The 23,463-nt window shown below is 57.6% G+C and carries 21 protein-coding genes and 1 tRNA gene; 6 read left to right on the top strand and 16 right to left on the bottom strand.

The window, feature by feature from the left end; all coding sequences use genetic code 11:
• The 10 genes from B5G42_RS01240 to B5G42_RS01285 all read right to left on the bottom strand — a co-directional run bounded on the left by B5G42_RS01240 (position 1) and on the right by B5G42_RS01285 (position 11,240).
• Positions 1 to 420 (bottom strand): synapsin-1 (Synapsin I), encoded by a 420-nt coding sequence (locus tag B5G42_RS01240; RefSeq protein WP_087265907.1) that lies wholly within the window; start codon positions 418 to 420, stop codon positions 1 to 3.
• Positions 417 to 914 carry a hypothetical protein gene (locus B5G42_RS01245; protein WP_087265909.1) on the bottom strand — a complete coding sequence of 166 codons (498 nt, stop codon included), beginning with the start codon at positions 912 to 914 and terminating at the stop codon, positions 417 to 419. Before B5G42_RS01245 ends, B5G42_RS01240 begins: the two co-directional genes overlap by 4 nt.
• Positions 911 to 1,807, bottom strand: a complete 897-nt coding sequence (locus B5G42_RS01250; RefSeq protein ID WP_087265911.1) for a hypothetical protein — start codon at positions 1,805 to 1,807, stop codon at positions 911 to 913. The genes B5G42_RS01245 and B5G42_RS01250 overlap by 4 nt, the downstream gene beginning before the upstream one ends.
• A complete protein-coding gene (locus tag B5G42_RS01255) occupies positions 1,807 to 2,178 on the bottom strand; it encodes a single-stranded DNA-binding protein (RefSeq protein ID WP_087265912.1) in 372 nt (123 codons plus the stop codon). Before B5G42_RS01255 ends, B5G42_RS01250 begins: the two co-directional genes overlap by 1 nt.
• Before the next feature lie 81 nt (positions 2,179 to 2,259).
• Entirely contained in the window at positions 2,260 to 7,446 is a 5,187-nt protein-coding gene (locus B5G42_RS01260; RefSeq protein WP_087265914.1) for a SpaA isopeptide-forming pilin-related protein, read from the bottom strand.
• 141 nt (positions 7,447 to 7,587) lie between these two features.
• Positions 7,588 to 8,322, bottom strand: a complete 735-nt coding sequence (locus B5G42_RS01265; protein ID WP_087265916.1) for a class D sortase — start codon at positions 8,320 to 8,322, stop codon at positions 7,588 to 7,590.
• 35 nt (positions 8,323 to 8,357) lie between these two features.
• On the bottom strand, positions 8,358 to 9,266 hold the full coding sequence (locus B5G42_RS01270; protein ID WP_087265918.1) for a hypothetical protein: 909 nt from the start codon (positions 9,264 to 9,266) through the stop codon (positions 8,358 to 8,360).
• Between the two features lie 74 nt (positions 9,267 to 9,340).
• Complete coding sequence (locus B5G42_RS01275) at positions 9,341 to 10,231, bottom strand: toprim domain-containing protein (protein ID WP_242959898.1); 891 nt, start codon at positions 10,229 to 10,231, stop codon at positions 9,341 to 9,343.
• A 134-nt stretch (positions 10,232 to 10,365) separates the two neighbouring features.
• Positions 10,366 to 10,812, bottom strand: coding sequence for a translation initiation factor 2 (locus B5G42_RS01280; protein ID WP_087265923.1), 447 nt, complete (start codon positions 10,810 to 10,812; stop codon positions 10,366 to 10,368).
• Positions 10,813 to 11,164: 352 nt separating this feature from the next.
• Positions 11,165 to 11,240 (bottom strand) — tRNA-Pro (locus B5G42_RS01285).
• 359 nt (positions 11,241 to 11,599) lie between these two features.
• On the opposite strand from B5G42_RS01285, the gene trmB reads away from it, so the two are divergent.
• Entirely contained in the window at positions 11,600 to 12,268 is a 669-nt protein-coding gene (trmB, locus tag B5G42_RS01290) for a tRNA (guanosine(46)-N7)-methyltransferase TrmB (protein ID WP_087265925.1), read from the top strand.
• Between the two features lie 41 nt (positions 12,269 to 12,309).
• Here trmB and B5G42_RS01295 read toward each other — a convergent pair whose 3' ends face one another.
• Entirely contained in the window at positions 12,310 to 14,196 is a 1,887-nt protein-coding gene (locus B5G42_RS01295; RefSeq protein WP_242961091.1) for a bifunctional metallophosphatase/5'-nucleotidase, read from the bottom strand.
• A 307-nt stretch (positions 14,197 to 14,503) separates the two neighbouring features.
• Here B5G42_RS01295 and infC point away from each other — a divergent pair, with 307 nt between their 5' ends.
• From infC to B5G42_RS01320, 5 genes are all read left to right on the top strand, one after another.
• Positions 14,504 to 15,070 (top strand): translation initiation factor IF-3, encoded by a 567-nt coding sequence (gene infC / locus B5G42_RS01300; protein ID WP_242961092.1) that lies wholly within the window; start codon positions 14,504 to 14,506, stop codon positions 15,068 to 15,070.
• Positions 15,071 to 15,109: 39 nt separating this feature from the next.
• Entirely contained in the window at positions 15,110 to 15,313 is a 204-nt protein-coding gene (gene rpmI / locus B5G42_RS01305) for a 50S ribosomal protein L35 (RefSeq protein WP_087188806.1), read from the top strand.
• A 40-nt stretch (positions 15,314 to 15,353) separates the two neighbouring features.
• A complete protein-coding gene (gene rplT, locus B5G42_RS01310) occupies positions 15,354 to 15,710 on the top strand; it encodes a 50S ribosomal protein L20 (RefSeq protein WP_087188807.1) in 357 nt (118 codons plus the stop codon).
• Positions 15,711 to 15,835: 125 nt separating this feature from the next.
• Positions 15,836 to 16,186: a BlaI/MecI/CopY family transcriptional regulator gene (locus B5G42_RS01315; protein ID WP_087265931.1), complete on the top strand. Its 351-nt coding sequence runs from the start codon at positions 15,836 to 15,838 to the stop codon at positions 16,184 to 16,186.
• A 12-nt stretch (positions 16,187 to 16,198) separates the two neighbouring features.
• Positions 16,199 to 18,436, top strand: a complete 2,238-nt coding sequence (locus B5G42_RS01320; protein WP_087265933.1) for a M56 family metallopeptidase — start codon at positions 16,199 to 16,201, stop codon at positions 18,434 to 18,436.
• Between the two features lie 49 nt (positions 18,437 to 18,485).
• Here the strand turns inward: B5G42_RS01320 and B5G42_RS01325 are convergent, their stop codons facing one another.
• Genes B5G42_RS01325 through B5G42_RS01345 form a run of 5 tightly spaced genes read right to left on the bottom strand, consistent with a single transcriptional unit; the run spans position 18,486 to position 23,447 of the window.
• The gene (locus tag B5G42_RS01325) at positions 18,486 to 19,091 is read right to left on the bottom strand and encodes an ABC transporter ATP-binding protein (protein WP_087265935.1); all 606 of its coding nucleotides are present in this window, start codon (positions 19,089 to 19,091) and stop codon (positions 18,486 to 18,488) included.
• Positions 19,088 to 20,026 carry an ABC transporter ATP-binding protein gene (locus B5G42_RS01330; protein ID WP_087265937.1) on the bottom strand — a complete coding sequence of 313 codons (939 nt, stop codon included), beginning with the start codon at positions 20,024 to 20,026 and terminating at the stop codon, positions 19,088 to 19,090. Before B5G42_RS01330 ends, B5G42_RS01325 begins: the two co-directional genes overlap by 4 nt.
• 6 nt (positions 20,027 to 20,032) lie before the next feature.
• Positions 20,033 to 20,857, bottom strand: coding sequence for an ABC transporter permease (locus B5G42_RS01335; RefSeq protein ID WP_087265939.1), 825 nt, complete (start codon positions 20,855 to 20,857; stop codon positions 20,033 to 20,035).
• Positions 20,854 to 21,846: an ABC transporter permease gene (locus tag B5G42_RS01340; protein ID WP_242961093.1), complete on the bottom strand. Its 993-nt coding sequence runs from the start codon at positions 21,844 to 21,846 to the stop codon at positions 20,854 to 20,856. Before B5G42_RS01340 ends, B5G42_RS01335 begins: the two co-directional genes overlap by 4 nt.
• A 26-nt stretch (positions 21,847 to 21,872) precedes the next feature.
• On the bottom strand, positions 21,873 to 23,447 hold the full coding sequence (locus tag B5G42_RS01345; protein ID WP_087265941.1) for an ABC transporter substrate-binding protein: 1,575 nt from the start codon (positions 23,445 to 23,447) through the stop codon (positions 21,873 to 21,875).
• Between the last annotated feature and the right edge of the window lie 16 nt (positions 23,448 to 23,463).

Here is a 23,463-nt window from a genome sequence, read left to right on the forward strand (position 1 = left end):
TCAACCAGCCCTTCTCCACTTTTGGGTCAGCCGTTCCAGAACAGTCAGCCTGCCGGACACTTTCCGCGCCGAGAGATCCAGTCCTTTCATCTGGTTTTGGATACGGCGGTGGATCTGCTTGAGCTGCCGCCTGTCGCCGCAGCCCTCCAGCACTACATAGCTGCCTTTTCCGTTGGCCAGCACCTCACGCCGCCCGGTATCATCCCGGAGACTGGCCATGAGACGCTGGCCCAGGCGCTTGCGGTAGCTATCCTGGAGGGCCTCCACATCCCCGCACACGCCATGCTTTTTCAGGATCGCAGCGATCTCGCTGGAGTGGATCTCCATCCCCTCGAACAACGCCTCCAGGATCTCCTGCTCAGCCTCTGGCGGCAGTCTGGGCGGAGCAGTCGGCTTGGCACCCGCGTTTTCCCGGTTCATCGTTCTGCCTCCTTTCGCTTCTTTTGAGGGGAATGCGGCGCTTTTGCAGGCTGCGGATCACCGCGCCAGGTTTCCGGGGCCATGGTGTTGATATGGCGGAGCATATCCCACACGTTTGCACAGGTGAATTCCGGCTGTTCAAATCCATGGCGCTCCGTGTAGATGGTCCACTTATGGGTCTCATGGGGACTGTCCCGGATGACCACAAAATATCTCCCGTTGCGGTCACCATGCAGCGGTTCAAACCGCACGTCATCATAGAGCGGGCCGGACAGCGGGCAGTTGTTCTTGAACCAGACATAGTAGTGGTCCAGGATATAGGGGTCGGTGATCCCCATGACCACCTTGCTCAACTTCTGGAGCCGTCCGGCCAGCGCGTCATCCTGACAGAACCAGTCATACCACCCGGCCTCACACTGAACGGCACGATCTTTCGAGGAAAAATCCCCGGCACGGAACCGCTCCTGCCACTGGCGGACACTCATTTCCGTCATAGCGTCCCCCTTTCCGGCAGGAGGCGCTCCATGAGGTCGGCAATGGTCCGAAACACCTCCGCCAATTCACGGGATTCTTTCACCGTATCTTCCATCTCGTCCCTGGTCATGCGGGTGCATTTAGCCCAGATCCGGACATTTTCCTCTGTGGGGTCCAGCAGGACCGCCTTTTCATACGCCTTGCAGAAGACCCCGGCGATCTTCCCCTCACGGTCGATCTCCGCGTCCTTTTCCTGGATTTCCTTTTTTGCTCTCAGGATGTCCAACGCCTCCTGAGCGGCCTGCTCCCGCTGCTCCTCCGGCAGATCCTCCACCTGCTTGGTGATCTGGTAGCCCTGGTTGATGGACAGTTCCTTCTTGTCCAGCGCCTCCTTGACCGCTGCAGGGGCGTGCTCGTCGATCTGCATCACTTTGCCCATGGTCCGCTCACCCAGGCCAACGGAGTCTGCCAGTTCTTTGCGGGTGTCAACAGGAACGGAACTTTCCGGCAATGTTGCCGAAAGGTCAGTTCGCGTACCCTGGTTTGCCTTGGCCCTGGCTTCGATCTCCGGCTTGAGCTTCAGGGCGATCTTGCCCAGTTCCCACTTGTCCAGGTTACGGCGGCCTTTCTGGGTATCCAGCGCCCACTGCTTGGCCTCCAGCAGATCGTCAAAGGCGAACACCAGCATCTGATAGGGCAGGCCGTGCTTGTCGCACAGGGATTTTCGGTTATGCCCGTCAATGACGACCAGATCCTCATTGACGATGATGGAGGTATAGCACCCATTTTTCAGGAGGTCCGTCTCCAGCGCGCCGAGCTGCTCCTCGCTCAAAGGCGGGAGCAGCTCGGCCATCTCAGGCAGCACAACAGGGGTGCGCTCTGTGCTGCTGTAAATGATCCCAGTGTTCTTCATCAGGCGGCCTCACACTCGGCCTGGTTCTGCTCGGCAGCGGTTGCCTCCTCTGCCCGACGGGGGGAGAGGAGCTCCACCTCCGTAGCCTTGATCAGGAAGCCGGGCTGGCGGGTGGGATCGTCAGAAAAAGTGATGGTCTCGAAGTCGCCGGTGGCGGCCAGCTTGCAGCCCTTCCAGGCATAGGCAGCACAGAACTCGGCCAGGGGGCCGCGCACCTTGATGGAGATGAAGTCGGTGAGCCGGTTGCCCTCCTGATCCCGATAGCGGCGGTCCGAGGCGATGCGCAGGATGGCATAGGGCTTGCCCGTGGTTTCGTTCATCTTCAGCTCCACATCATTGGTCAGATTTCCAGTGGCAGTGATCTTCAACATCGTTCATTTCTCCTTTTTCTGTTAGAATAGTTGGTTGTAAGAAGGAGGGGGACTCACAGCTTCTGTGAGTCCCCCAAGGGCTTAATACCCCGTCCGGGGCAGGGTGGGAATGGCAGGTTTGCCGTACACCGTGGTCACCCAGCGGCTGACAGCCTGCACCCACTGGCCGTTGTAGACGCCGCCCACGTCGGCCACATTGACAAACGAGGTGGAGGCCAGGTTGGCCACGGCGGTGCAGTGGAGGTACGGCTTTTCTACCTGGGCAAAGCCAGCAGGGGCCTGTCCAAAGACGAACATGACCTCTGTGACCCGTTCATTGCTGGCAAGGCCCAGTGCGGTGGCCGAGGCAGCCAGGGTGTAGTTCTTGCTGGTGGACAGGTTGTCTGCCAGGGTCCGATACTCGCCACCGTTCACACGGTAGGTGATCTTATAGGTGCCGGGGAAGTTATAGGTTCCGGTGACCACCGTGTCCAGCCGTACCTCTGCGGGGAGGGTATCGCGCCAATAAAAGTTGTCCAGCCGGACATTGGAGCTATTGGCGATGCCGGAGAAGGTATAGCGTACCGGCTGGCCTGCCATGATCTCCTTGGGGCCGGTTTTGGTGATGGATACGCCGGTAGTTAGGCTCTTGTTGGTCACCTCAAATTTGACGATCTGTCCCTCATGTTCAAGATAGGCAGTGAGTTCCGTTTCATTTACGCCGTAATTGGCCGGAGCCTTGACCTCCCGTATGGTATAGCGGGAGAGAGGCAAAGGTTTGGACACGGCCAGCCCTCGGCTATCAGAGCGGATGGTGTCTACCAGGTTACCCGCTTTATCATAGATCTCAAACACGGCCCCCTCCAGCAGTGTTCCAGCAGGCAGTCCGTTGGTGGGGTTGTAGTCGGCGGACTTCTTGACGATTTGGATTTGTCCTGTGATGGGGGTATTTTCCCACTCTACCAATGTGGTTTCCCCAGCTTTGACATAGACTGTACGGAGTTGGGTGTCTGGGATATACCCCTCATTCTCCAGTTCGCGCAGATAGTACCGGCCACTCTCGGTCAAGTCCTCAAACCAGGCATAGCCTCGGTCGTCGGTGGTCTGCTGGTCGATGGGGTTGTGGCCGCTGTCATACAGGATGAACGACACACCAGGGATGCCCTTACCATCAGCAGTAGAAATTTTGTGAAGCAGGATGCCGGACATGGGCGCATTGGTTACGGTCAGTTTCGTGGTCTGCCCATTCTTTATGGTGAAATAATGGGGCGTGCTGTCCAGCTTGAACCCCTCGGCACTCTCGATCTCCACGGCATAATAATTGTTATCCTCCAGTGTTACAAAGACGCTGCCGCTCTCCCCGGTGGTCACGGTGTCCACCAGGGCATCATCCGACACCCGCCGGATTTCAAAGGTGGTATTGGGGATGCGCTCCGTCTTGTCCGCTTCGGAGACTTTAATCAACTCCACGCCGCCCACAGCATTGTTATAAAATCGGATCGTCTGTGTGTCATTGGGGTTAATGGTGACAGTCTGGCTCTGGCTATCCGGGTCGATAGTGTACCCAGGCACGCTCTCAAGTTCAGTCACTACCACCGTGCCAGTGATCCCGGACAGGATGACCTTACCTGTGGAGTCGGAATAATAGATACCATTGCTGGACAACGTGCCTCCTGCGGCATCCACATACTGCCCATTGGCGTACTTAATCTCAAATTTGACGCCCTCCAGGGGGACTTCCGTAGAGCCGTTCCGTCCCCACTTCTCAATTACCAGATTGCCCAAAGGCTGGTTCCGAAATTCTACGGTGACGGTCTGGCCCTCTTTGACCTGAACGGTCTGAGGTGCATCATCCAGCAGGAAGCCGGGCTTGGCACGGGTTTCCTTGATGACCAGTGTAGTTCCAGGTTCTACCCCTTCCACCAGAAAACTGCCGGTGGAATCCGTCACGAACTTGCCGTTGGCATCACCCACCACGGAGCCGTCCGATTTTGTCACCAGGAACTCCACATCGGAGAGCGGGGAATTGTCTGCTGCCGATACCTTCTTGACCAGGACGCCTCCCTTGGGGGCGTTGGAGAAGTAGAGGGTCACGATGTCCTGATCCTCGCCGGAAATATAGAAGGACTGGGGCGCGGCGTCAATCACGTGGCTGCTGTCGCTCTCCAACTCCTCGCAGATGTAGTAGCCCTTTTTGAGCCCAGTGACAGTGAAGGAGCCGTTGGCCGAAGTCGTGTAAGTGCCGATCACGGTGCCACCGCTGCCGCTGACCTCGCCACCCAGATATTTCAGTTGGAAGCGGCAGCCGGAGATTCCAGCCCCGGTCACGCTGTCCTGCTTGTAGACCACCAACGCTGACAGGGGGATGTTGGAAATGGTGATGGTCTTGTTTTCGCCGCCCTTGACATAGACCTCCGTAACAGGATTGTCGGGAGCCTGGAAGCCAGGCGCAGGTTTGGTCTCCTCAATTTTCAGCCAGCCATCCTCAATGGCCTCCAGGATGATCTGACCCGCCTCATCTGTCTGGAAGGTTCCCAGATCCCGCTGTTCCCCAGTTTCCGTCTTATTGCTGGACCATGTGATGTGAAACTCGGCGGATTCAATGGGGTCATGCGTGACGGAGTTTTCCTTCTGGATGGTGACAGACGGCTTTTTGTGGTTTTCAAAATATACCTCTCTGTCCCGATTGGGATAGAGAGTGACAAGCTGGCTGGGAGCGTCCGGCAGGTAAGGCGACGGCACAGACTTCTCGATTACCTCATAGACCATAGGCAGGAGGTTGGGGACCTTGGCGGAACCATCCGGGCCAGTGGTCACCTCGGCCACACTGTGGCCGTCTGCTGTCTTTACAAGGAAAACTGCGCCCTCCACGGGAGCGCCGCTGTCTGCGTCACGCTTCCAAATGGTGAGGTTTGGCCTCTTATCGTTCTCCAAAACGATGGTGCTGTCCTTACCGGGGAATAATTCTACATGATATTCCTTTTCGTCCAAAATGTGGTCTGATACTGTGTCGGTTTCCTTTAGGGAATATACTCCAGGCTGTAAGCCCTCCCAAATGATCGTACCTGTGCTGGAAGTGGTCTGATCCATATACCGGCTGCCATCCTCAATCCGGGTCAGGCTGTATGTCACTCCGGCCAGGGCGGAGCCATCCGAACTGATTTTTGTGAGGCGGAGGGAAGGCAGCTTGCTGTTGGTAAAGACAAACTGGGCCGTCTCATTTCCATCCAGGTGGATGATCCTCTGTGCCTCGTCAATCACATATCCCGGACACTCCAGTTCAGTCACCACATAAGCGCCCACGGGGAGCTTGGAGAGGTCGATGGTCCCATCCTCCGAAGTCGTATATTCCTCCGGTCCCCAGGAGCCGTCCACCGCCTCAATGCGGAATTTGACATTGGCAATCGGCTTACTGAGATCCGCACTGTCTACCTTGATAAGATGGATGCCGGGCAGCTGGTCATTATAAAACACCCGTTCCACAATGCCCATGCCCGTGGTCAACTCCGCATATTGGGGGGTGGTATCTATAATATGCTCATCGTCTCCGGGGTTTCGTTCCTCGATCCGATAACTGCCCTCGGGCTGGTTGACCAGGAGAATTTCGCCCTGTTCATTGGTACGGAAGATGCCCAGGGAAACATTATCCCGGAAGATTTCAAACGCCACATCCGGCATAAGCTCCATCGTCTTTCGGTCATACTTGATGATCCGCAGACCAGGAAGTTCTTCATTGATAATGGTAGCGGTGGATTCCTCGCCTGACACCACATTGACCGTCTGAACGGTATCGGTCACAGCTTTCCAGCCCTCGATTCCTGCCAGCTCACGCACTTCCCATGCGCCGGGTTCAAGCTGGTCGAAGGTGATGGAACCTCCGGTGGTGGTCTGACCGCTCCGGGTCTGGCCGCTCTCCAAGTGCTTGATCTGGATGGTTACACCGGAAAGCAGATCTCCAGTGTCACTCTTTTTCTCCACCCGAAGTGAGCCGTAGGGGGCGTTCCAGAAAGTCAGGGTTGCAATCTTGTTGTACTCCACATCCGCGTGCTGGGTGCGCTCATCCGGCAAAAGATGATACCGGGGCGGGATCTCCTCGGTTACCGTATAGTGGCCCTCAAGGGTCAGAGGGATTACCACGGTCCCGTCCGGGCCAGTAGAGAAAGAGCCAACCTTGCGTCCCTCTGGATCGTACACAGAGAACACCGCGCCCTCCAGTGGGATTTTTGTGCCCTCCTCCAGCTTTACGATTTTCAGCGCGGTCTCATCCGGGTCGGGGTCCTGACCGTCATAATAGTTACTGATAGCAGCCACATCCAGACGTACATTGTTATCCAGGTCGCAGATATAATTTTGCAGGTCGCCGTACTTATCCTTCTCCTGGCAGATGGCATACATGGCGGCATACTGCGCCACGGAGGCGGACAGTGCAAGCTGGACGCTGCCACTTTGGTTCTGGATGGATTCCGCGGGGTACAGCACCTTGAATTGAGCGGAGTAGCCGTCTCCGGTTCCTTCCGCAGCAACAGAGGTCACATCCTGGTTGTCCATGTTGACGATCCGGGTGCCATTGGGAACGGCAGAGGGGTCCTGAAAGGCGACAGAAATGTCGTAATCGTAGACCCATGTCTCGCTCCAAACCGTAAACACCTGCTGATAGTAGTCCTTACCCTCAACACTGACAGGATAGGCCACGGAATGGTCTGGGGTGGCTGTCATTTTGGGCGTGAGCATATAGTTGTAGGTGGTGCCGCGCTTGTAGATGTCCTTGGCGGCGGCCAGGATGCGGTTGCCAATGTCCAGTTCAGAACCGGAAAGGCCGGGGGCCACCTTTAGATTGTTGATGTCCCAGGTGGAAAGCAAATAACACCAGAGGGCCATCTTTGTGGCGTAATACGCCTGATACTTGTTATCCAAATTCAGTTCACCCAGACTGCGGTGGGGGTAACCGTTGGAGATAATGCCCACGACCTTGGGATCGCTGGAGCGTTCCTCCGCAAGATATTTAATGCTTTCGCCGGGTTCTACCTTTTGGGGAACACCTTTGAGATACGGATTCACACAATATGCCGGAACTTCTTTGGTTGTCCCATCATTGCTCTTATACATGAAATAGGTGTAGTCTTGCTTCTTGACAGCGCCGTTGATGGACAGATAACCCAGCTCATATCCGCCGTTATAAATGTCCACTTCGCCCAGCGCCGCTTCTACACTATCCGCGGCCCAAGCGGAGGTCGGAAGAATTCCAAGCAGCAAAACGCAGGCCAAAAACATTGAAAGCAGTTTTTTCATAAGCCCTCCTTAAAATGGACAGAAAGAGGCATGAACAACAATCTGTTCATCACCTCTTTCTGGAAGTAATTCAGTCAGGGTTTCGCAGAAACTAAGCGAAAAAAACGCAGTGCATTTCCCAATTTGGGAGATGCACTGCGTTTAGTATTCCACAGCCTGGACACACCAGCGGTATGCCCGCTGATCCCGCACACAGGTAAACAACGTGATACGGTTGTCACTGGTAGTGGCGGTGCCGCTGGTATCTGTCTCCAATACCTTTTCTACACTGACCACCTGATAGGTGCGTGTGCCCAGCTTGGTGGTCCAGGTAATGGTATCGCCTGGCTCCAGGGTATGCAGGTCTCCAAAATCATCCCGGACCCCGCGGTTGTGACCCGCAATGCAGCAGTTGCCGTCCCAGATACTAGTGCCAGGGAAATGACCGGCCCCTTTTGCCAGAGTGCTGCTGTCTGTCCCTTCGTAGACCTTGGTAGACAGGCCGATAGCCGGGATCTTGAGCGTCCCCAGATGTCCGCCGGAGTAGTAGAGATCGCTGGTGACGGCAGTATAGCCGACGTCCTGGCCAGAACTGCCCCCATTTTCTGTGTCGATCACAGGATAGTTGACGCTCCCTGTCTGGGACACCAGCCCGCCGCCATCCAGAGCGCTGGGGATAAGATTGGGCGTCAGAGGGTCGCCGCTGCCGGGGAGGTAACTGGTAGGTGTGCCAAATCCAGGCGGGATCAGGGCGGTGTTCTTACTCCGGTCTACATTGGGATCTTCCCATTCGTAGATGGTGTCATCGCTGGTAGGTCTGCCGAACAGGTAATCGTCCGGGGCCTCCATGGTATATTCCAGGGCGCTGGCCTGGCCCACACATAGGGCGCATAGCATGGTGGCCAGCAGAAGTGCTCTCAGCTTCAGTTGAATCAGCTCCTTCCTTTGTACCGCTTGAACAGGAAAACCCCACCTGCAGTCAGTAGGAGAACCGCACCGCCAATCAGGAGGGGCTGTTTGATGTCAATTTCTGCCGTGGCCCCATTTGAGTTTTCGCTGGAAGGGGTATTTGTGGGGGCTGGGTCTGTCTGCGCCTCGGGGACCTCCATGCTGCCGAAAATGGCGGTATAGGTCAACACAGAGCAGTTGGTTTTGGAAACTTGGCCGGTATAGTCTGCCGTAACAGTGTAGCCGGTAGCATAGGTGCTGCTGGTAGTGCCGGTATATTTGACGGTGGCAGTATATCGGGTGACGGCCCCATCCGCCCCGGCTTCACTGGTCTCGGCCCACTGGACGTCTGCCAGAGTCAGGCTTTTTCCATTGTCCTCAATGCTCTTTGGAATCAAAGATAGATCCGCTTCCGAGAGATTGGGATAGGTGCGGGTGGCGGAGAGATCCTTTGTCCGGGTAGCATAACCGTCTGCCGCTACCTTAACAGTGGTATGATCCAGTGTCAGAGTGCCGGTATAACCGTCCTCTGTGGTTACCTCCATCTGCGGTTCCAGACTCTGGAGGATCTTCTCCATATTGTTGGTCTCGCTGGCCAGAGTTTTGGTCTGGGTGATGGTCTGGATGTCCACCCCAACCTCGTCCTTCCGCGTCATATCCAGCAGATAATAGAGGCGGCCATCCCGCTCAAAATCCTCGGTGGGAATCTGGGATGGGTCATCTGCCAGGGACAGCTGGTACACTTTCTTGATCCTGGGGCTGTCTCCCTCCATATACTCCTCCACCGATGTGGGGTAGTAACTGGCACTCTGCTCCGGTTCAACGGCCAGAGCAGGGACAGATGCCGCCAGGAGCAGGGTCAGGGCGCACATCGTGGTCAAAATGCGTTTCATACTGGATTCCTCCTACAACAATTTTTCTTTTGATTTGCCGGAAATCATATTGTTATTTCTTCTTTTGGAAATTGTCACCCCCTTTCCCGGAGCACATTTCGTTGCAGCAGATACTCATTCCAATCCTTTCCCTGTGGAGGAAGTTGTTGAGACACCTCATAGTCCTCTGCGGAGAACATTTCTCGGAGCTTTTGGGTTGCCTGCCGACCATGTTCATCGTTATCCAGGCACAGAATAATCCTGCGTATGTGTGGGTTGTCTCGCAGATAGGTCCGCAGTCCTCCTTCGTACAGCCCACACAGTGCCACCGCGTTGGAGGTTACTTTCCGGTGCAGGGTGCAGAAGCTCATCAGGTCGATTGGGGCCTCAAAGACAAGAACTGCATCATGCTTCTTGCTGCAGTAAAGTCGAAATGCGATGTCCTTATTGCTGCCTGGGACATCCCCCTTAAAGCTGCTGCCGTTCCAATCATAGGTTCCTCGTTGATTGGCAAATACCGGCGCTCCTGATTGGTCCCGGCCAACAAAGACACAGTTGTGATGTTGGGCGTCCTCGTACAGCAATCCAGCCTCCACAAAGCCCCGGATCACTTGGGGTGCGATCCCACGCTTGCGGAGATAGGCAAACACCCTGCGGTGATCCACGTTGGCAGGGGGGAGGGTAAAGGGGACCTTTTCCTCCTTTTCCTTGGTCTGCCGCGGAGTGCTCACCGGGGGAGAGTCACGGGCGCGGCCATGCCAGGTCAGCAGGTACTCCACGGCCTCCGGGAAACTTTTGTTATAGAACCGCTGGAGGAATGTGATGGCATCTCCGCCGATGCCCTCTGAGTAGCGGAACCAGGTACGTCTGTCCTTGATCCGGATGCTGTCCATCTCCTGCGTGGTGTAGTACCTGCCGATCCGCTTCACCTGGTAGCCCAGGGAGATCAGCAGATCCGGAAGGTCCGTGTCTCGGACAGTAGCCATTTCAGCCTCTGTAAAACGAGTTTTTTCTGACGTTTGTATCATGTTCACCCCCCTTCTTAGAAAAAACAAAAAAGGGGCCGGAGGACGCATCTGCTTACGATGTGTCCTCCGGCCCCTTGCTTTGACGCCTTGTGTTATTGTTCGATGTCCGCTGTGTCTCTCTCCGCCTCCGTGCTGGCCTCGCTGGCGTCTGGGGTGGTACCGGCGGCTCCGTTGTCCTCCGGGGCTTCCTCGGTGCTCTCAGGGGCCTCCTGTGGGGCCAGGCTGGCTTCGGCTTCCGCCAGCGCCTGCTCGATCAGGCCCAGGACGAAGTCCCGCTGGGTGAGCTTTACGCCGGTCCGAGCCGTTTCTCTGGCCAGGTGGGTCTTGATGCGCTGGAAGAGTTCCTCGGGGATCTGAAATGCCATCGTTCTGCTGCCTGTCATGTTGATTCCTCCATTCTCATCTTTCATCTTGTAGTATTCAGTGAGCAGTGCTGCGATGTACTGGCTGGTGGTCATCTCCAGGCGGTCTTTTTCTTCTGTTACCCGGTTGTGCAGGGCGATGTCGATTTGAGCGCATAGGTTTTTCTTGTCTGCCATGGTCTGCTCTCCTTTCCTCGTTTTGCAACGCAAGTATATCCAAAACCATGTCAGAAAGCTATTACCAAGACCACCAAGGAACCAAGGACAAAGCAAGCAATACCACCAACTGAAACAGCTATGTAATAATGTAATAAAAAGAGAGAAGCCCCCGTTGGCAGTTCGATTTGAACTACCAGCGGGGGCTTCTCTCGCTGTTTTCTCTTTGCTCAGAGGTTCGAATCACCCCACATCACGAAAATGGCCTTTTGCATCTCCATCTCGTCTGGTGCTCGATTTTGTCCTCTGAAACGGCTGAAACCCTTGCCGCAGCAAGGGTTTCAGGGGTTGCATCTTTTTCAGCAACCTTAGTTGGTCCGAGTGGGGAGACTCGAACTCCCGGCATCTTGCTCCCAAAGCAAGCGCGCTACCAACTGCGCTACACCCGGTTATGAAGTTTTTCAACTGTGGTCAAATATGGGGTCAGCGCCGGCTTTTGACCCGTTCCCGGCGAGGGGCAAAACTCCGTCGGCCTTAGCGTCCCAGAGGTTTCCAGGATTTTGGGGAAATGTGGCTCGAACTCCGGCCTCACGCTCCCAAAGCAGGCGCGCTACCAGCTGCGCTACACCCGGATATTAAGTTGTGGGGTGGCCCGGGCGTATCCTCCCAAATCAAGCGCGATACCACCTTCGCTACACCCGGATATGTGGTTTACCTGCATAACAGGTATCATTATAATATATGCCGCCAAGGATTGCAAGTATCCAATCAAATATGTTATGATGCTCTTTGTGAGGTGAATAAATCGATGCGAATGAGAAAAAAGCCCAACCTGGCCCCCCGGATGGAGCGGTGTGCCCGTGTTCTGATCTCTGATCCTGCTGCCCTGCGGGGCCGTTGGATGAGCCTGATGCCCCAGGCAAGCGTTCTCTACCTGGAACTGGGCTGCGGTAAGGGCCGTTTTACTGCCGAGACCGCCGCACAAAATCCTCAGGCCCTCTACATTGCGGTGGAACGGGTGCCTGACGCTATGGTCATCGCCATGGAGCGGGTATGCGCCATGGATCTGCACAATGTCTTCTTTATCGACGGCGATGCCGCCGACCTAACTGAACTCTTTGCCCCCAGCGAGGTGGATCGCATCTATATCAATTTCTGTGATCCCTGGCCCGGCAACCGGCACGCCAAGCGCCGCCTGACTCACCCTGATTTTCTGCTTCGCTACCGTCAAATTCTTTCCCGGAAGGGTGAGATCCACTTTAAGACAGATAACCACGATCTGTTTGAGTGGTCTCTGTTCCAGTTCCCCAAGGCCGGGTTCCAACTCTCTCAGGTCACCCGCGATCTCCATGCCAATGGTATCTGCGGCGTTATGACCGACTATGAGGAAAAATTCCACAACCTGGGCACCCCCATCAATCGGTGCGTAGGTTCCATCGCTCCCCTGCCTGTCTCCCACAAAAATGCAGAGTCATAACCATCAGGGCCTGCCGCTTGTTGCGGCAGGCCCTGATTCCTTTATCCACGATAGCGGTGGTAACCACGTCCCTTTTGTCCTCCATAACGGCGGCGGCGTCCTCTGGTGGCAATGCGATAAACAATAAATACGATCAGAGCCAGCACTACAAGGCAGACTACAAGAGCGATCCAGCCTACCAGGTTCAGCCCTTTCAGCAGGCTCACCGGATTCAGGGACGCCTCCTCCACCTTCCGTCCCTCTGGTGCGGCATAACGCTGGTCCACCGTACCCATGGACTGGAGGTAAGTGGCCAGCGCATACCACTCCTTCAGTTCCGAGCCATTTGGGGTATAAATGATCTGGTCCTCAAAATTGGTCACCGGGTTACCTTGGGCATCCTTGGGCGTTATGGTCAGAATACCAAAGGACTGGTCATTGACGGTACCCAGCATCTGTCCGGTATACAATCCGGTCACCACTCGGTAGAGCTTGTCATTCTCCAGCGGCACGGTAGTACCGTCAGGCAGCACCTGGGCATAGTCATTTACCCGATTGAGGATGATCCGATAGGGGTTCCAGGTCCAGGTCATTCCCGAACCATAGATCTGGGCGGCGTGCATCAAGCCGGTCACAGACGCGTCCACCTCAAAGGCATCCCGCAGTTCCCGGCCGGTGACCCACACCGAGATCAGCGGATAGCCTGGGGTTCCGTCGGCACCGGAGCCCAGAGAGGAGACGTTAAACACATCCGATGTGGTAATCTCTCCCGCAGAGAAGGACTCCCGGATCACGCCCGCTGCCACCACGGCGAAATCCACCGGCACATAGTCCTCCCCCTCTGCCTGCTGCACGGCATAGATGTAGGAGTCGGCAATGAGATTGCCCAAAGTATCCTCTTTATGCTCCTTGCCAAACTGGGAGATTGGGGTGAAGTCAAACTCCGACCGGGCCAACACCTGATCGAAGGTCAGTCCGAACTGGGAGAGGTACTCCTCCTCGATGATGGGCTGGAAGGACTGGGCCAACCGCTCCATCTCAGTATTAGCCGTTACTGTCTCGTCCACCGGCACCAGCCGGTAATCATAGTCCGTGACAGTACCGGCATCGTCCAGCTCCAGAGCCAGCACACCCAGATTGGTGGTATACTCTCCGCAGGAAACAATCAGGGTATCATTGACCTGAATCGGCTCCTCCAGGGTGGAGTGAGTGTGGCCGGAGATAATCACATCGATGCCATCCACCGCCTTAGCCAGCTCATAGTCCTCCCCTTTTCCGTTTTCCGTACCGGTGTGGGAGAGGCACACAATGATGGAGGGCCCCTCCAGCTGGGCCAGTTCCTCCTCCAGGGCAGCCACCTCTCGCCGGGCAGCATCGGCCACAGCCTCAAATTCCATGCCAGACATGGGAGCGCAGGCATCCGCGTCCTCCCCCATCAGGCCGAAAATACCGTAGTTGATGCCGCCCCGGGTGAGGATCATATGGTTCTGCACTCCATAGGCCTCCATAGCGGCCCGCAATTCCTCGGCGCCTTCCCCGTCCAGCACCGTGCCGTTGGACTGCACAATGGCGGGCACCTGACTGCCGCTGGCGGCTGCCGTCTCCAGCATTTGGGCCAGGCCCGAGGCACGGTAGTCAAACTCATGGTTGCCCAGGGTGGTCACATCATACCCCATAGCCCCCAGTGCCTTCAGCTCCGGCGCCTGGGTGGCATAGATGGTCTGAAACAGCGTTCCCATGGAAAAGTCGCCGCCATCCACCGTGATGGCATCGGGATATTTTACCCGTTCCAGCGCAAGAAGGGTCGCCAGCCGGGTATAGCCACCATATTCCCCGCCATCTTCCGAGGGCGCAGGATAAAAATGATCATGGGTATCGTGGGTGAACAGAATCACGGCGTCGTGGCTGTTCTCCGCCGCTCCCCAGGCTGGGCAGATGAAGATCAACAAAATAAGGGTTAGAACTGTCAAAAAAAGCCGTTTCAGGCCATGATGCACCATAATACTCCCTCCTTGTCCCCATTCTGCCATAATTCCAATGAAAAGGAAAGCAAAAAATAGTCTGGATTTTTTCTTCCGTTTTCTACTTGACATTGCATCATTCCTTTGATATACTGTTTGGGCACAATAAAGCAGGAAGGTACCTCCGTCCTCACCTCCAGCATCAGCAAAGAGGTCAACATGGTCAGCGGCGCGCCGTATGTTCGGCGTGGCTGTTCTGTTGTGGCGCGGGTACCGGAATGCGGTAACCGCGTTTTTGTATGCAGCAAAGAATTGGAGGTGCTTTCGTATCAGCAAACAGGGTCATCAGATCAACGAAGAGATCCGCGACAAAGAAGTCCGGCTCGTTTCCGACAGCGGCGAGCAGCTGGGTATCATGTCCGCCCGTGAGGCGCTGGAGCGCGCCATCGAGCAGAACCTGGACCTGGTGAAGATCTCTCCCAACGCCGTGCCCCCCGTGTGCAAGCTCATGGACTATGGCAAGTACAAGTTCGAGCAGACCAAGCGGGAAAAAGAGGCCCGGAAAAATCAGCACGTCGTGGAGATCAAGGAAGTCCGTATGTCGCCGGGCATCGACGTGAACGATTTTAACGTCAAGCTCCGCAACGCCCAGAAGTTCCTGAGCCAGGGCAATCGGGTGAAGGTCACCGTCCGCTTCCGCGGCCGCGAAATGGCCCACACCGACATCGGCAAGGGCCTGCTGCTCAAGTTTGCGGAACAGTGCAGCGAGGTGGCCGCGTTGGATAAGGACCCCAAGCTGGACGGACGGCATATGTCCATGTTCCTCTCCCCCAAGGTGGCCAAGGACAACAAAAAGTCCTGACCCATTTCCTGAAATCCAAAGACAAAGGAGTTAACCACCATGCCTAAACTGAAAACTCACTCCGGCGCGAAGAAGAGATTCAGCCTGACCAAGTCCGGTAAGGTCAAGCGCGCCCATGCGTTCAAGTCCCACCTGCTCAACGGCCACGGCAAGGACACCAAGCGTAAGAGAGGCCTCCGCGCCGGCGCTTATGCGGACAAGACCAACGAGCCCGCCATCAAGCGCATGATCCCCTACAAATAAGATAATTCCGATTTTACCTTAACATAGGAGGCTTTTTACAATGGCTAGAGTTAAAGGCGCGATGATGACGCGCAAGAGAAGAAATAAGATCCTCAAGCTGGCCAAGGGCTACTGGGGCGCCAAGAGCAAGCACTTCAAGATGGCCAACGAGCAGGTCATGAAGTCCCTGACCTACGCCTACACCGGCCGTCGGCTGAAGAAGCGTGACTTCCGCTCTCTGTGGATCACCCGTATCTCCGCCGCCTGCAAGATGAACGGCATGAACTACTCCACCTTTATGAACGGCCTGAAGAAGGCTGGCGTGGAGATCAACCGCAAGATGCTGGCCGAGCTGGCTGTCAACGACAAGGCCGCTTTCACCGCTCTGACCGAGATGGCGAAGGCTCAGCTGGCCTGAGTTTGAATCCAAAATTCCTGTGTTCCTCTTCGGAACACAGGAATTTTTTTATGTCCTTGACAAAGCCTGTCTAATAAGATAGACTACAAGCAAGAAGTCTATCCCATTAGACAAAGGAGGTTCCTATGGAGACGCCCAAAATCTTTGAAAGCGAATACCGGTTCTGTCTCATTCTCTGGGAGCACGAACCGGTAACAACCACAGAACTGGTAAAGCTGTGTCAGGCCCAGCTGGGCTGGAAGCGCAGCACCACCTACACCGTCATCAAGCGGTTGGGGGAACGGGGCGTGCTGAAAAATCAGGACGGGCTGGTGATCGCCCTGATCTCCAGGGAGGACGCCCAGGTGTCCGAGCTGGACGAACTGATGGAGAAGAAGTTCCAGGGCTCCCTTCCCGCCTTTCTGTCTGCCTTCGCCCGCAGGCAGTCTCTGACTGAGAAAGAGGTAGAGGAAATCCGCCGCATCATCGAAAAATAAGGAGGTCCTGCCATGGAAGAGCTGTTCCTGACCCTGGTCAATCTCAGCCTCACCGCCAGCTGGCTGGTACTGGCTGTTCTGGTGCTGAGACTGATCCTGCGGAAAGCTCCCAGGTGGAGCTTCTGCCTGCTCTGGGGCCTGGTGGCCCTTCGCCTGATGTTTCCCTTTTCCCTGGAAAGCCCTTTCAGTCTGGTCCCCAGTACCCAGCCTCTGCCCCGGGAGATTCTCCACACCGCCACGCCTCAGATCCAAAGCGGCATTCCCGCTGTCAACAGTGCTGTTAATCCCATCCTGCAAGAAGCCCTGGCGCCGGCTGCGGGAGCCAGCGTCAATCCCACCCAGGTCTGGTCCTTCCTGTTGTCCCGGATCTGGCTGGCGGGAATGGTGGTTCTGCTGCTCTATGCGCTGATCAGCTGGCTGCTGTTGAAGCGGCGGCTGGCCACCGCCACCCTGCGGGAGGACAACATCCGGCAGAGCGAGCAGGTAGGTTCCCCCTTTGTACTGGGGCTGTTCCGCCCGGTCATCTATCTGCCTTACCACATTCCGGAGCAGGACCTGACCTATGTACTGACCCACGAACGGGCCCATATCCGCCGTCTGGATCACTGGTGGAAGCTGCTGGGCTTTGTACTGCTTGCAATCTACTGGTTCAATCCCCTGATGTGGGTGGCATATCTGCTGTTCTGCCGGGATCTGGAGGGAGCCTGCGACGAGAAGGCCGTCCGGGCTTTGAACCAGGAGGAGCGGCGGGGTTATTCCACCGCCCTGCTGAATTGTAGCATCCGCCGCCGGCCCGTGGCGCCCTGCCCCCTGGCCTTTGGAGAAGCGGGGGTAAAGAGCCGGGTGAAGGCGGTGATGCACTACAAGAAGCCCGCCTTCTGGGTGGTGGTCATCGCCCTCGCTGCCTGTGTCATTGCCGCCCTGTGCTTTCTGACCAGCCCCAAGGAGCCCACCGTTTACGATGTCTTAACTCAGGACGGCTATGAGGTTCTGAGTCAAAAGCAGGTGGATCTGACCCTGACCGTACCCAAGTCTGCTCTGACAGACGACTGCTTTACCGGGGAGGGCCACACCTTTGCTGACGGCCAGGTGGTGGTGTGGCAGGATAACGCCACCACCATCTATCTCCACGATGTAATGCTCTCCAACGAGAGCGATGAGCTGCTGTATATGACCTTCGACTGCTCCTACCGTTTCTCCAACTACGGCAGTTTTGTCACCCCACTGCAGGCCACAGAAGATTCCTCCGTCAGCCCCCAGATCCTTTTGAGAAGCAAGATCCTCAGAGACGGGACCACCACCTACCCAGACGCCCTTAGCCTGCGCGGTTACGGCCCCGACGCCAAGTTTACCTTCTATGTGTCCAAAGATGCCTGCATGGCCGCCCAAGATACTTTGATGATCGACATTATATGCAACCAGGTTCAGTATACGAAAGAGGGCTATGAAATATCCGGGAGTCAGCTCTCCCCCGCCGGGCTCTACCTCTATGAGGGGGATGGGTTCGGCGGTGATTTTACCATCACCCTCCGGGAGGACGGCTCCTTCACCTACTATGAAGGACACCTGAGCAGCTATATCGGGGCGGGCAAGTGGTCTGTATCCGGCGATATCCTCACTCTGGAGGATGAGACCGGCATCGAGCCTCCTATTATCAATCACTTCCGCATGGAGGGAAACGATCTGATCTTCCAGGCAAATGGTTCCACTAATTTCATCTATGTGAAGGTGGCCGATGGGGCGGTCTTCTCCAAAAACAGCCAAATCCCCGTTCCGGCGGCCACCGCCACCAAATGGTTTGACTATACCACCGCCCCCAGCGAAATGGATTGGGATGGGGAACTGGCCATCACCCACACGGCCTTCCCCGATGTGACCTTCCGCTATACGCCAGAGGAGATCACGGCACAGCAAAAGCGAGAGGAGACACCGGTCCAGCTGATTTCCGGTATGCCCATCTGGAACGCCTATTTCTGCGACCTGAACGGCGACGGCCTGCCGGAGCTGTGCGCCACCCTCAGCATGGGGTCCGGCATCGTAGATACCCGGATCGCGGTCTGTGACTACACCAACGGCCGCACCTATGAGCTGGAGGACCGGATGAACTATGACTATGCCCTTCGGTTTGACCCGGACAGCGCCCTGCTGTATGTGGACAGGACGCCGTATGAAGGCCGGGAACCCGATCAGTCCGGCCTGTTGATGCTGGAGGACTCCATCCTCACATATGAGAATCAGGGCCCCAACTAGGGGCAGAAAACGGCCTGCAAGTGATTTTACTCACTTGCAGGCCGTTCTCTTATGCCAAATTCTGTACCCGTGTACACAGCTTCTCCATCAGGGGGCTGTTATGGCTGACGATCACCAGCCCCAAGTTCCGCTTCTCCGCCTGGTCCAGCAGAAAGGTCCAGATCTGGGCCTGGGTGATGAGGTCCAGCATAGCGCTGACCTCATCGCACAGCAGATAGCGCACCCCGGGCCGCAGGGCACGGGCAATGCAGAACCGCTGAAGCTCACCGCCAGACAGTTCCGTGGGATACCGCTCCAGCCAGGCGGGCTGGATATGAAGGGCCTCCAGCAGTCCTTCCTCCACCGGTCCACCTTCTTTTAACGTATCTCCCAGTTTCATCAGTGGGTCCACTGCCGTCTCCGGGTGCTGCCAGATCATCTGTACCGGGCAGATCCCCCGGTACTCCTTCAAAGGCTTGCCGTCCACCAGCACCGTGCCGCCGTCCGGCCTCTCATAGCCCCCCAGAAGTTTACATAAGGTCGTCTTGCCCCGTCCGCTGGGGCCCAGCAGCCCAAGCCGCTCCCCCGGCTCCAGCGTCAGGTCGATGCGGTCCAGCACCGGCTCTTTTCCTTTCCGGCGATAACCGAAAGTCAGTTGTTTTGCCTCCAGACTCACGGCTGTTCCCCTCCTTCCGGATATAAGCAGCGCACCAGTCCGCCGTCCAGTTCCCGATAGGCTACCGGGCCCAGACACTCAGGCCGCCCCTTGGGGCAGCGGGGCGCAAAGGGGCACCCCTCCCCCACCTCGCCCGGCCCGGGCTGGGCGCCGGGAATGGGGACAAAGCCATTCTGGGGCAGGGCATTCCACAGAGCTTTGGTGTAGGGATGCCGTAGTTTCCCCGCCTCAAAATCGGCGGCGTTGGCCTCCTCCACCGTCTCACCGGCGTAGAACACCGCCACCCGGTCGGCAATGGTGAGGGCCAGCTCCAAGTCGTGGGTGATGAGAAGCACCCCCGCGCCGCTGTCAGCCAGCTCCCGGAAGTGACTCAGTACCCGTTTCGCCGCCCGGGCATCCAGACCGGGAGTGGGCTCGTCGGCGATGACCAGCTTGGGGGTGGCCGCCGCCGCGGTAGCGATGAGCACCCGCCGGGCCATGCCGCCGGACAACTCAAAGGGATAGCGCTCCTCGGTATCCGCTCCCAGGCCGTACCGCTCCAGCACCGCCCGACTGGCCTCCCGGGCACTCTGGTCCCGGCGGCCCTTGCGGATCTGGGGCCCCACCTTCATCAGCGGGTCCAGGTAGGTCACGCCCTGGGGCACCAGGACAATCTCTTTGCCCCTCACCTTCTCCGCCCGTTTGGGGGTAAGGGGCTGGCCCAAGAAGGAGATCTCCCCGGCCATATGGCTGTTATAAGGCAGGATACCCAGGATTCCGTGGGCCAGCAGGCTCTTACCCGAACCGCTGGACCCAACCACCGCCACCACCTGGCCAGGCCGGATGGTGAGGGACAAATCCTGAATCACTGGCAGCAGCACCTGTTTTGTGCCCCGTCCATACTGGGTGAAGGAGATAGACAGGTCTTTGACTTCCAAAATCGGTTCCAACTCCATCCCTCCTCACATATGTACGCTGGCAGGGTCCAGCAGCTTGCGCAGCTGCTCCCCCATGGCGGCAAAAAGCACTACCACCAGCACCAGGCTCAGGCCGGGGAACACCGCCAGCCACCACTTGCCGGTGGTGAGGTAGCTCATGCTCTCCGACAAAATCACGCCGATGGCAGGCTGCTCCGGCGACAGGCCAAAACCAAGGAAGGTGACGCTGGCCTCGTGGAGGATGGCATGGGGAAACTGGAGCACCAGTCCGGTGAGGAACTGGGGCAGCAGATGGGGCAGCAGGTGCCGCCGGGCAATGGTCAGCCGGGACACCCCCAGCTTTTCCGCCGTACGGACATACACCGCGCCCCGCAGCTGGAGCACCTCACCCCGGATGACCCGGGCCAGAGAGGGCCAGTGGCTGAGGGCCACGCCTGCCACCACGCCCACGAAGCCCTTTCCGAATGCCAGAGAGATGAGCATGACCAGCAGGATATGGGGGATGCCCATGACCAGATCGATGCACCAGGAGATCACCGCGTCCACCCAACCTCCCAGGACGGCGGAAGCCACACCCAGCACCAGGGCAATGACGGCGCTGACGGCGGCGGTCAAAAGGCCGATGCGGATACTGAGGGACAGGCCGGTGAGGGTGCGGGAGAGCATATCCCGGCCCATCCAGTCGGTTCCGAAGAGGAACTGACCGCAGGGAGCCAAATTTTTGCGGGTAAAGTCGGTAACCATGGCCTGCCCGCTGAGCAGGCCTCCAGCCACTGCCACAGCGCACAGCACCACAGCGGCGGCAACCAACAGAAAGAGGGCATTTTTTCGTCCGTTCCAACGTCTCATTTTCGGGCCACCCCCCTTCTGATCTTGGGGTCCACCACGCCGTAGAGCAGATCGGCGATCAGATTGCCGCCGAACACGATGGCGGCACTCACCACCGTGATGCCCAGCAGCAGAGGCAGGTCGGAGCCCAGACCGGCATTGACGGCAGCCTGGCCCAGGCCGGGGTAGGAGAATACCTGCTCCACCAGCACCGAGCCGCCAAAGATCTCGCTGATGGAGGCAAATTGCAGGGTGATGGCGGGCAGGGCCACGTTGCGCAGACCGTGGCGCAGCACGATGGATCGCTTGGACTCCCCTCTGGCTCGTGCGAAGAGCACATAGTCGCTCTCCATAATGTCCGCCATCTTCTCCCGGGTGTGCATGGCGATGTTGGCCACACCGGTGATGCTCAGGGTAAGGGCGGGCAGGAAGGCGTGGTAGAGCCGGTCGGCCAGAGTGACACTGGATGCGTCCGCCCCAATGGGTACCGACAGGCCGATGGGAAACAGTCCCAGCCACACTGAGAAGACCACCAGCAGCACCAGGGCCAGCCAAAAGGCCGGGGTACTGGAGATCAGCCAGCAGTAGCCTCGGATCAGCTTATCCACCAGTTTTCCCCGGTTGGCACCGGCAATGACGCCCAGGGTCAGTCCCAGCACGCCGGAGATCACCCAGGCGAAGGCCATGAGCCACAGGGAACTTTGCAGCCGCTGGCCGATGACCTGGCTCACCGGCTGGCGGTAGAGCAGCGAGGTGCCCATGTCCCCTCGGACAAAGTCACTCAGCCAGCCCAGATACCGCTCCACCGGCGGGGTATTGACTCCCCAATATTCCTCCAGCTTGGCAATCTGCTCCTGACTCATGGTACCCAGGGCGGCCTGGCCCACATTGGTCTGGAGAGGGTCCAGAGGCGAGGCCGACATGAGCAGAAAGGCGGCCAGGCTGACACCCAACAGCAGCAGCACCATGCGGATCAATTTTTTGCCCGTGAATATCAGGCGGTGTTTCAAGGGAATTCCTTCTTTCCGGTGGAATATCAGCTCCAGCTCCACCGGTCCACGTTGTTGACGATGGACCAGCCGTGGCCGTGGGGGTGGATCTTCTGCTCGGCCACCTGGAGGCCATCCTTCACCCAGTACAGGTGACTCACATTCACCAGCCACACCCAGGGGATATCCCCGTCCTGGGTAACGCCGGTGGTACCGTCCCACTGAGCCTTCTGCCACAGCTCATAGGACTCCTCCAGATCGGAGCACTGGAGGGCCTGATCCATGTAGGAATCCACAGTGGAATTGGCATAGGGGGAATACTGGGCGGTACCGGTATCCCCGATGGTGTGATAGATGTTATAGAGCTCCATGGGGGTATGGGCGCCCCAGCCCCAGATGAGTGGCTCGGTCTGGGCCCGGTCATAGGCGGTGTCCCAGCCCACGCCCTCCATGGTGCAGGAGATACCCAGCTCTCCCAGCTGGTTGGCGAAGTCTGCGCACAGGGCCTGACGCACCGAGTCGCTGGTGGGATAGAGCAGATTCAAGGTGGCCTTCACGCCGTCCTTCTCCCGGACGCCGTCGGCCCCCATGATCCAGCCCGCCTGGTCCAGCAGGGCGGAAGCTCCCTCGGGATCATAGGCCACTTCGGAGGCCAGATTGTACCAGGGCATCTGGTCGCACACGCTATAGGCGGGGGTACCGTAGCCGTTGAGCACGTTGTCGATCATCTCCTGCCGGTCGATGCCGATGTTGATAGCCCGGCGCACCAGTACGTCGCCGGTAAGGGTACCCTCGATGACCGGCAGGTTGAAGCCCCGGTTATCCACACTGTCGTAGGCCGCCAGCGTATACCCGGCAGGGCTCTGGTCGGAATAGGTGGCGGAGGTATAGGCCAGATCCACCTGACCGGCCTGGACCGCCAGGAAAGCGGCGTCCTCCTCCATGAAGAGGATGGTCACCTGCTTCATTTCAGGAGCCTCGCCATAGTAGTCCGGATTGGCCTCCAAAATCACCTGCTGGCCCTTGTCCCACTGCTTCAGGATGTACCGGCCGGAGCCAATGGGATTGGAGCCGTAGGTGGCGGGATCGTAGGCGTGCTCAGGCACAATGCCCACAATGGCCATGGTGTAGGGCCAGATGGAGAAGGGGGTAGCCATATGGAATACTACGGTGGTGTCGTCCACCGCCTCGGCATTGTCCAGCATGGTAAAGTCGTTCACCGAGCTGGCTGCCTTGACGGTATTGTAGGTAAAGGCCACGTCGGAGGCGGTCAGAGGCTCCCCATCGGTAAACTTCACGTCATCCCGGATCTTGACCGTCCAGGTCAGGCCATCGTCACTGACCTGTACATCGGTGGCCAGGTCGTAGCCAATGGTCAGATCGGTGTTGGTCACTGTCAGAGTAGACTGGATCAGGGGCTCATGGACGTGCTCACCGGCGCCCCAGCCGTAGGCGGGATCGAAACCGGCTTCCGGCTCGGAGGTGGTGCCCATGGCAATGACCACGCTGTCCCTGCTGCCGGTCTGAGGAGTGGTGGTGACAGCCGTGTTTCCGCCGCCGCAGCCCGCCAGCACACCGGCGGTCAGGGCCAGGCTCAGAATTAGAGTCAGAATTCGTTTCATGGGTGGCTCCTTTCCG

Origin of the sequence: Flavonifractor sp. An91 (genome assembly GCF_002159225.1) — a bacterium.
GTDB classification, from domain to species: domain Bacteria; phylum Bacillota; class Clostridia; order Oscillospirales; family Oscillospiraceae; genus Flavonifractor; species Flavonifractor avicola.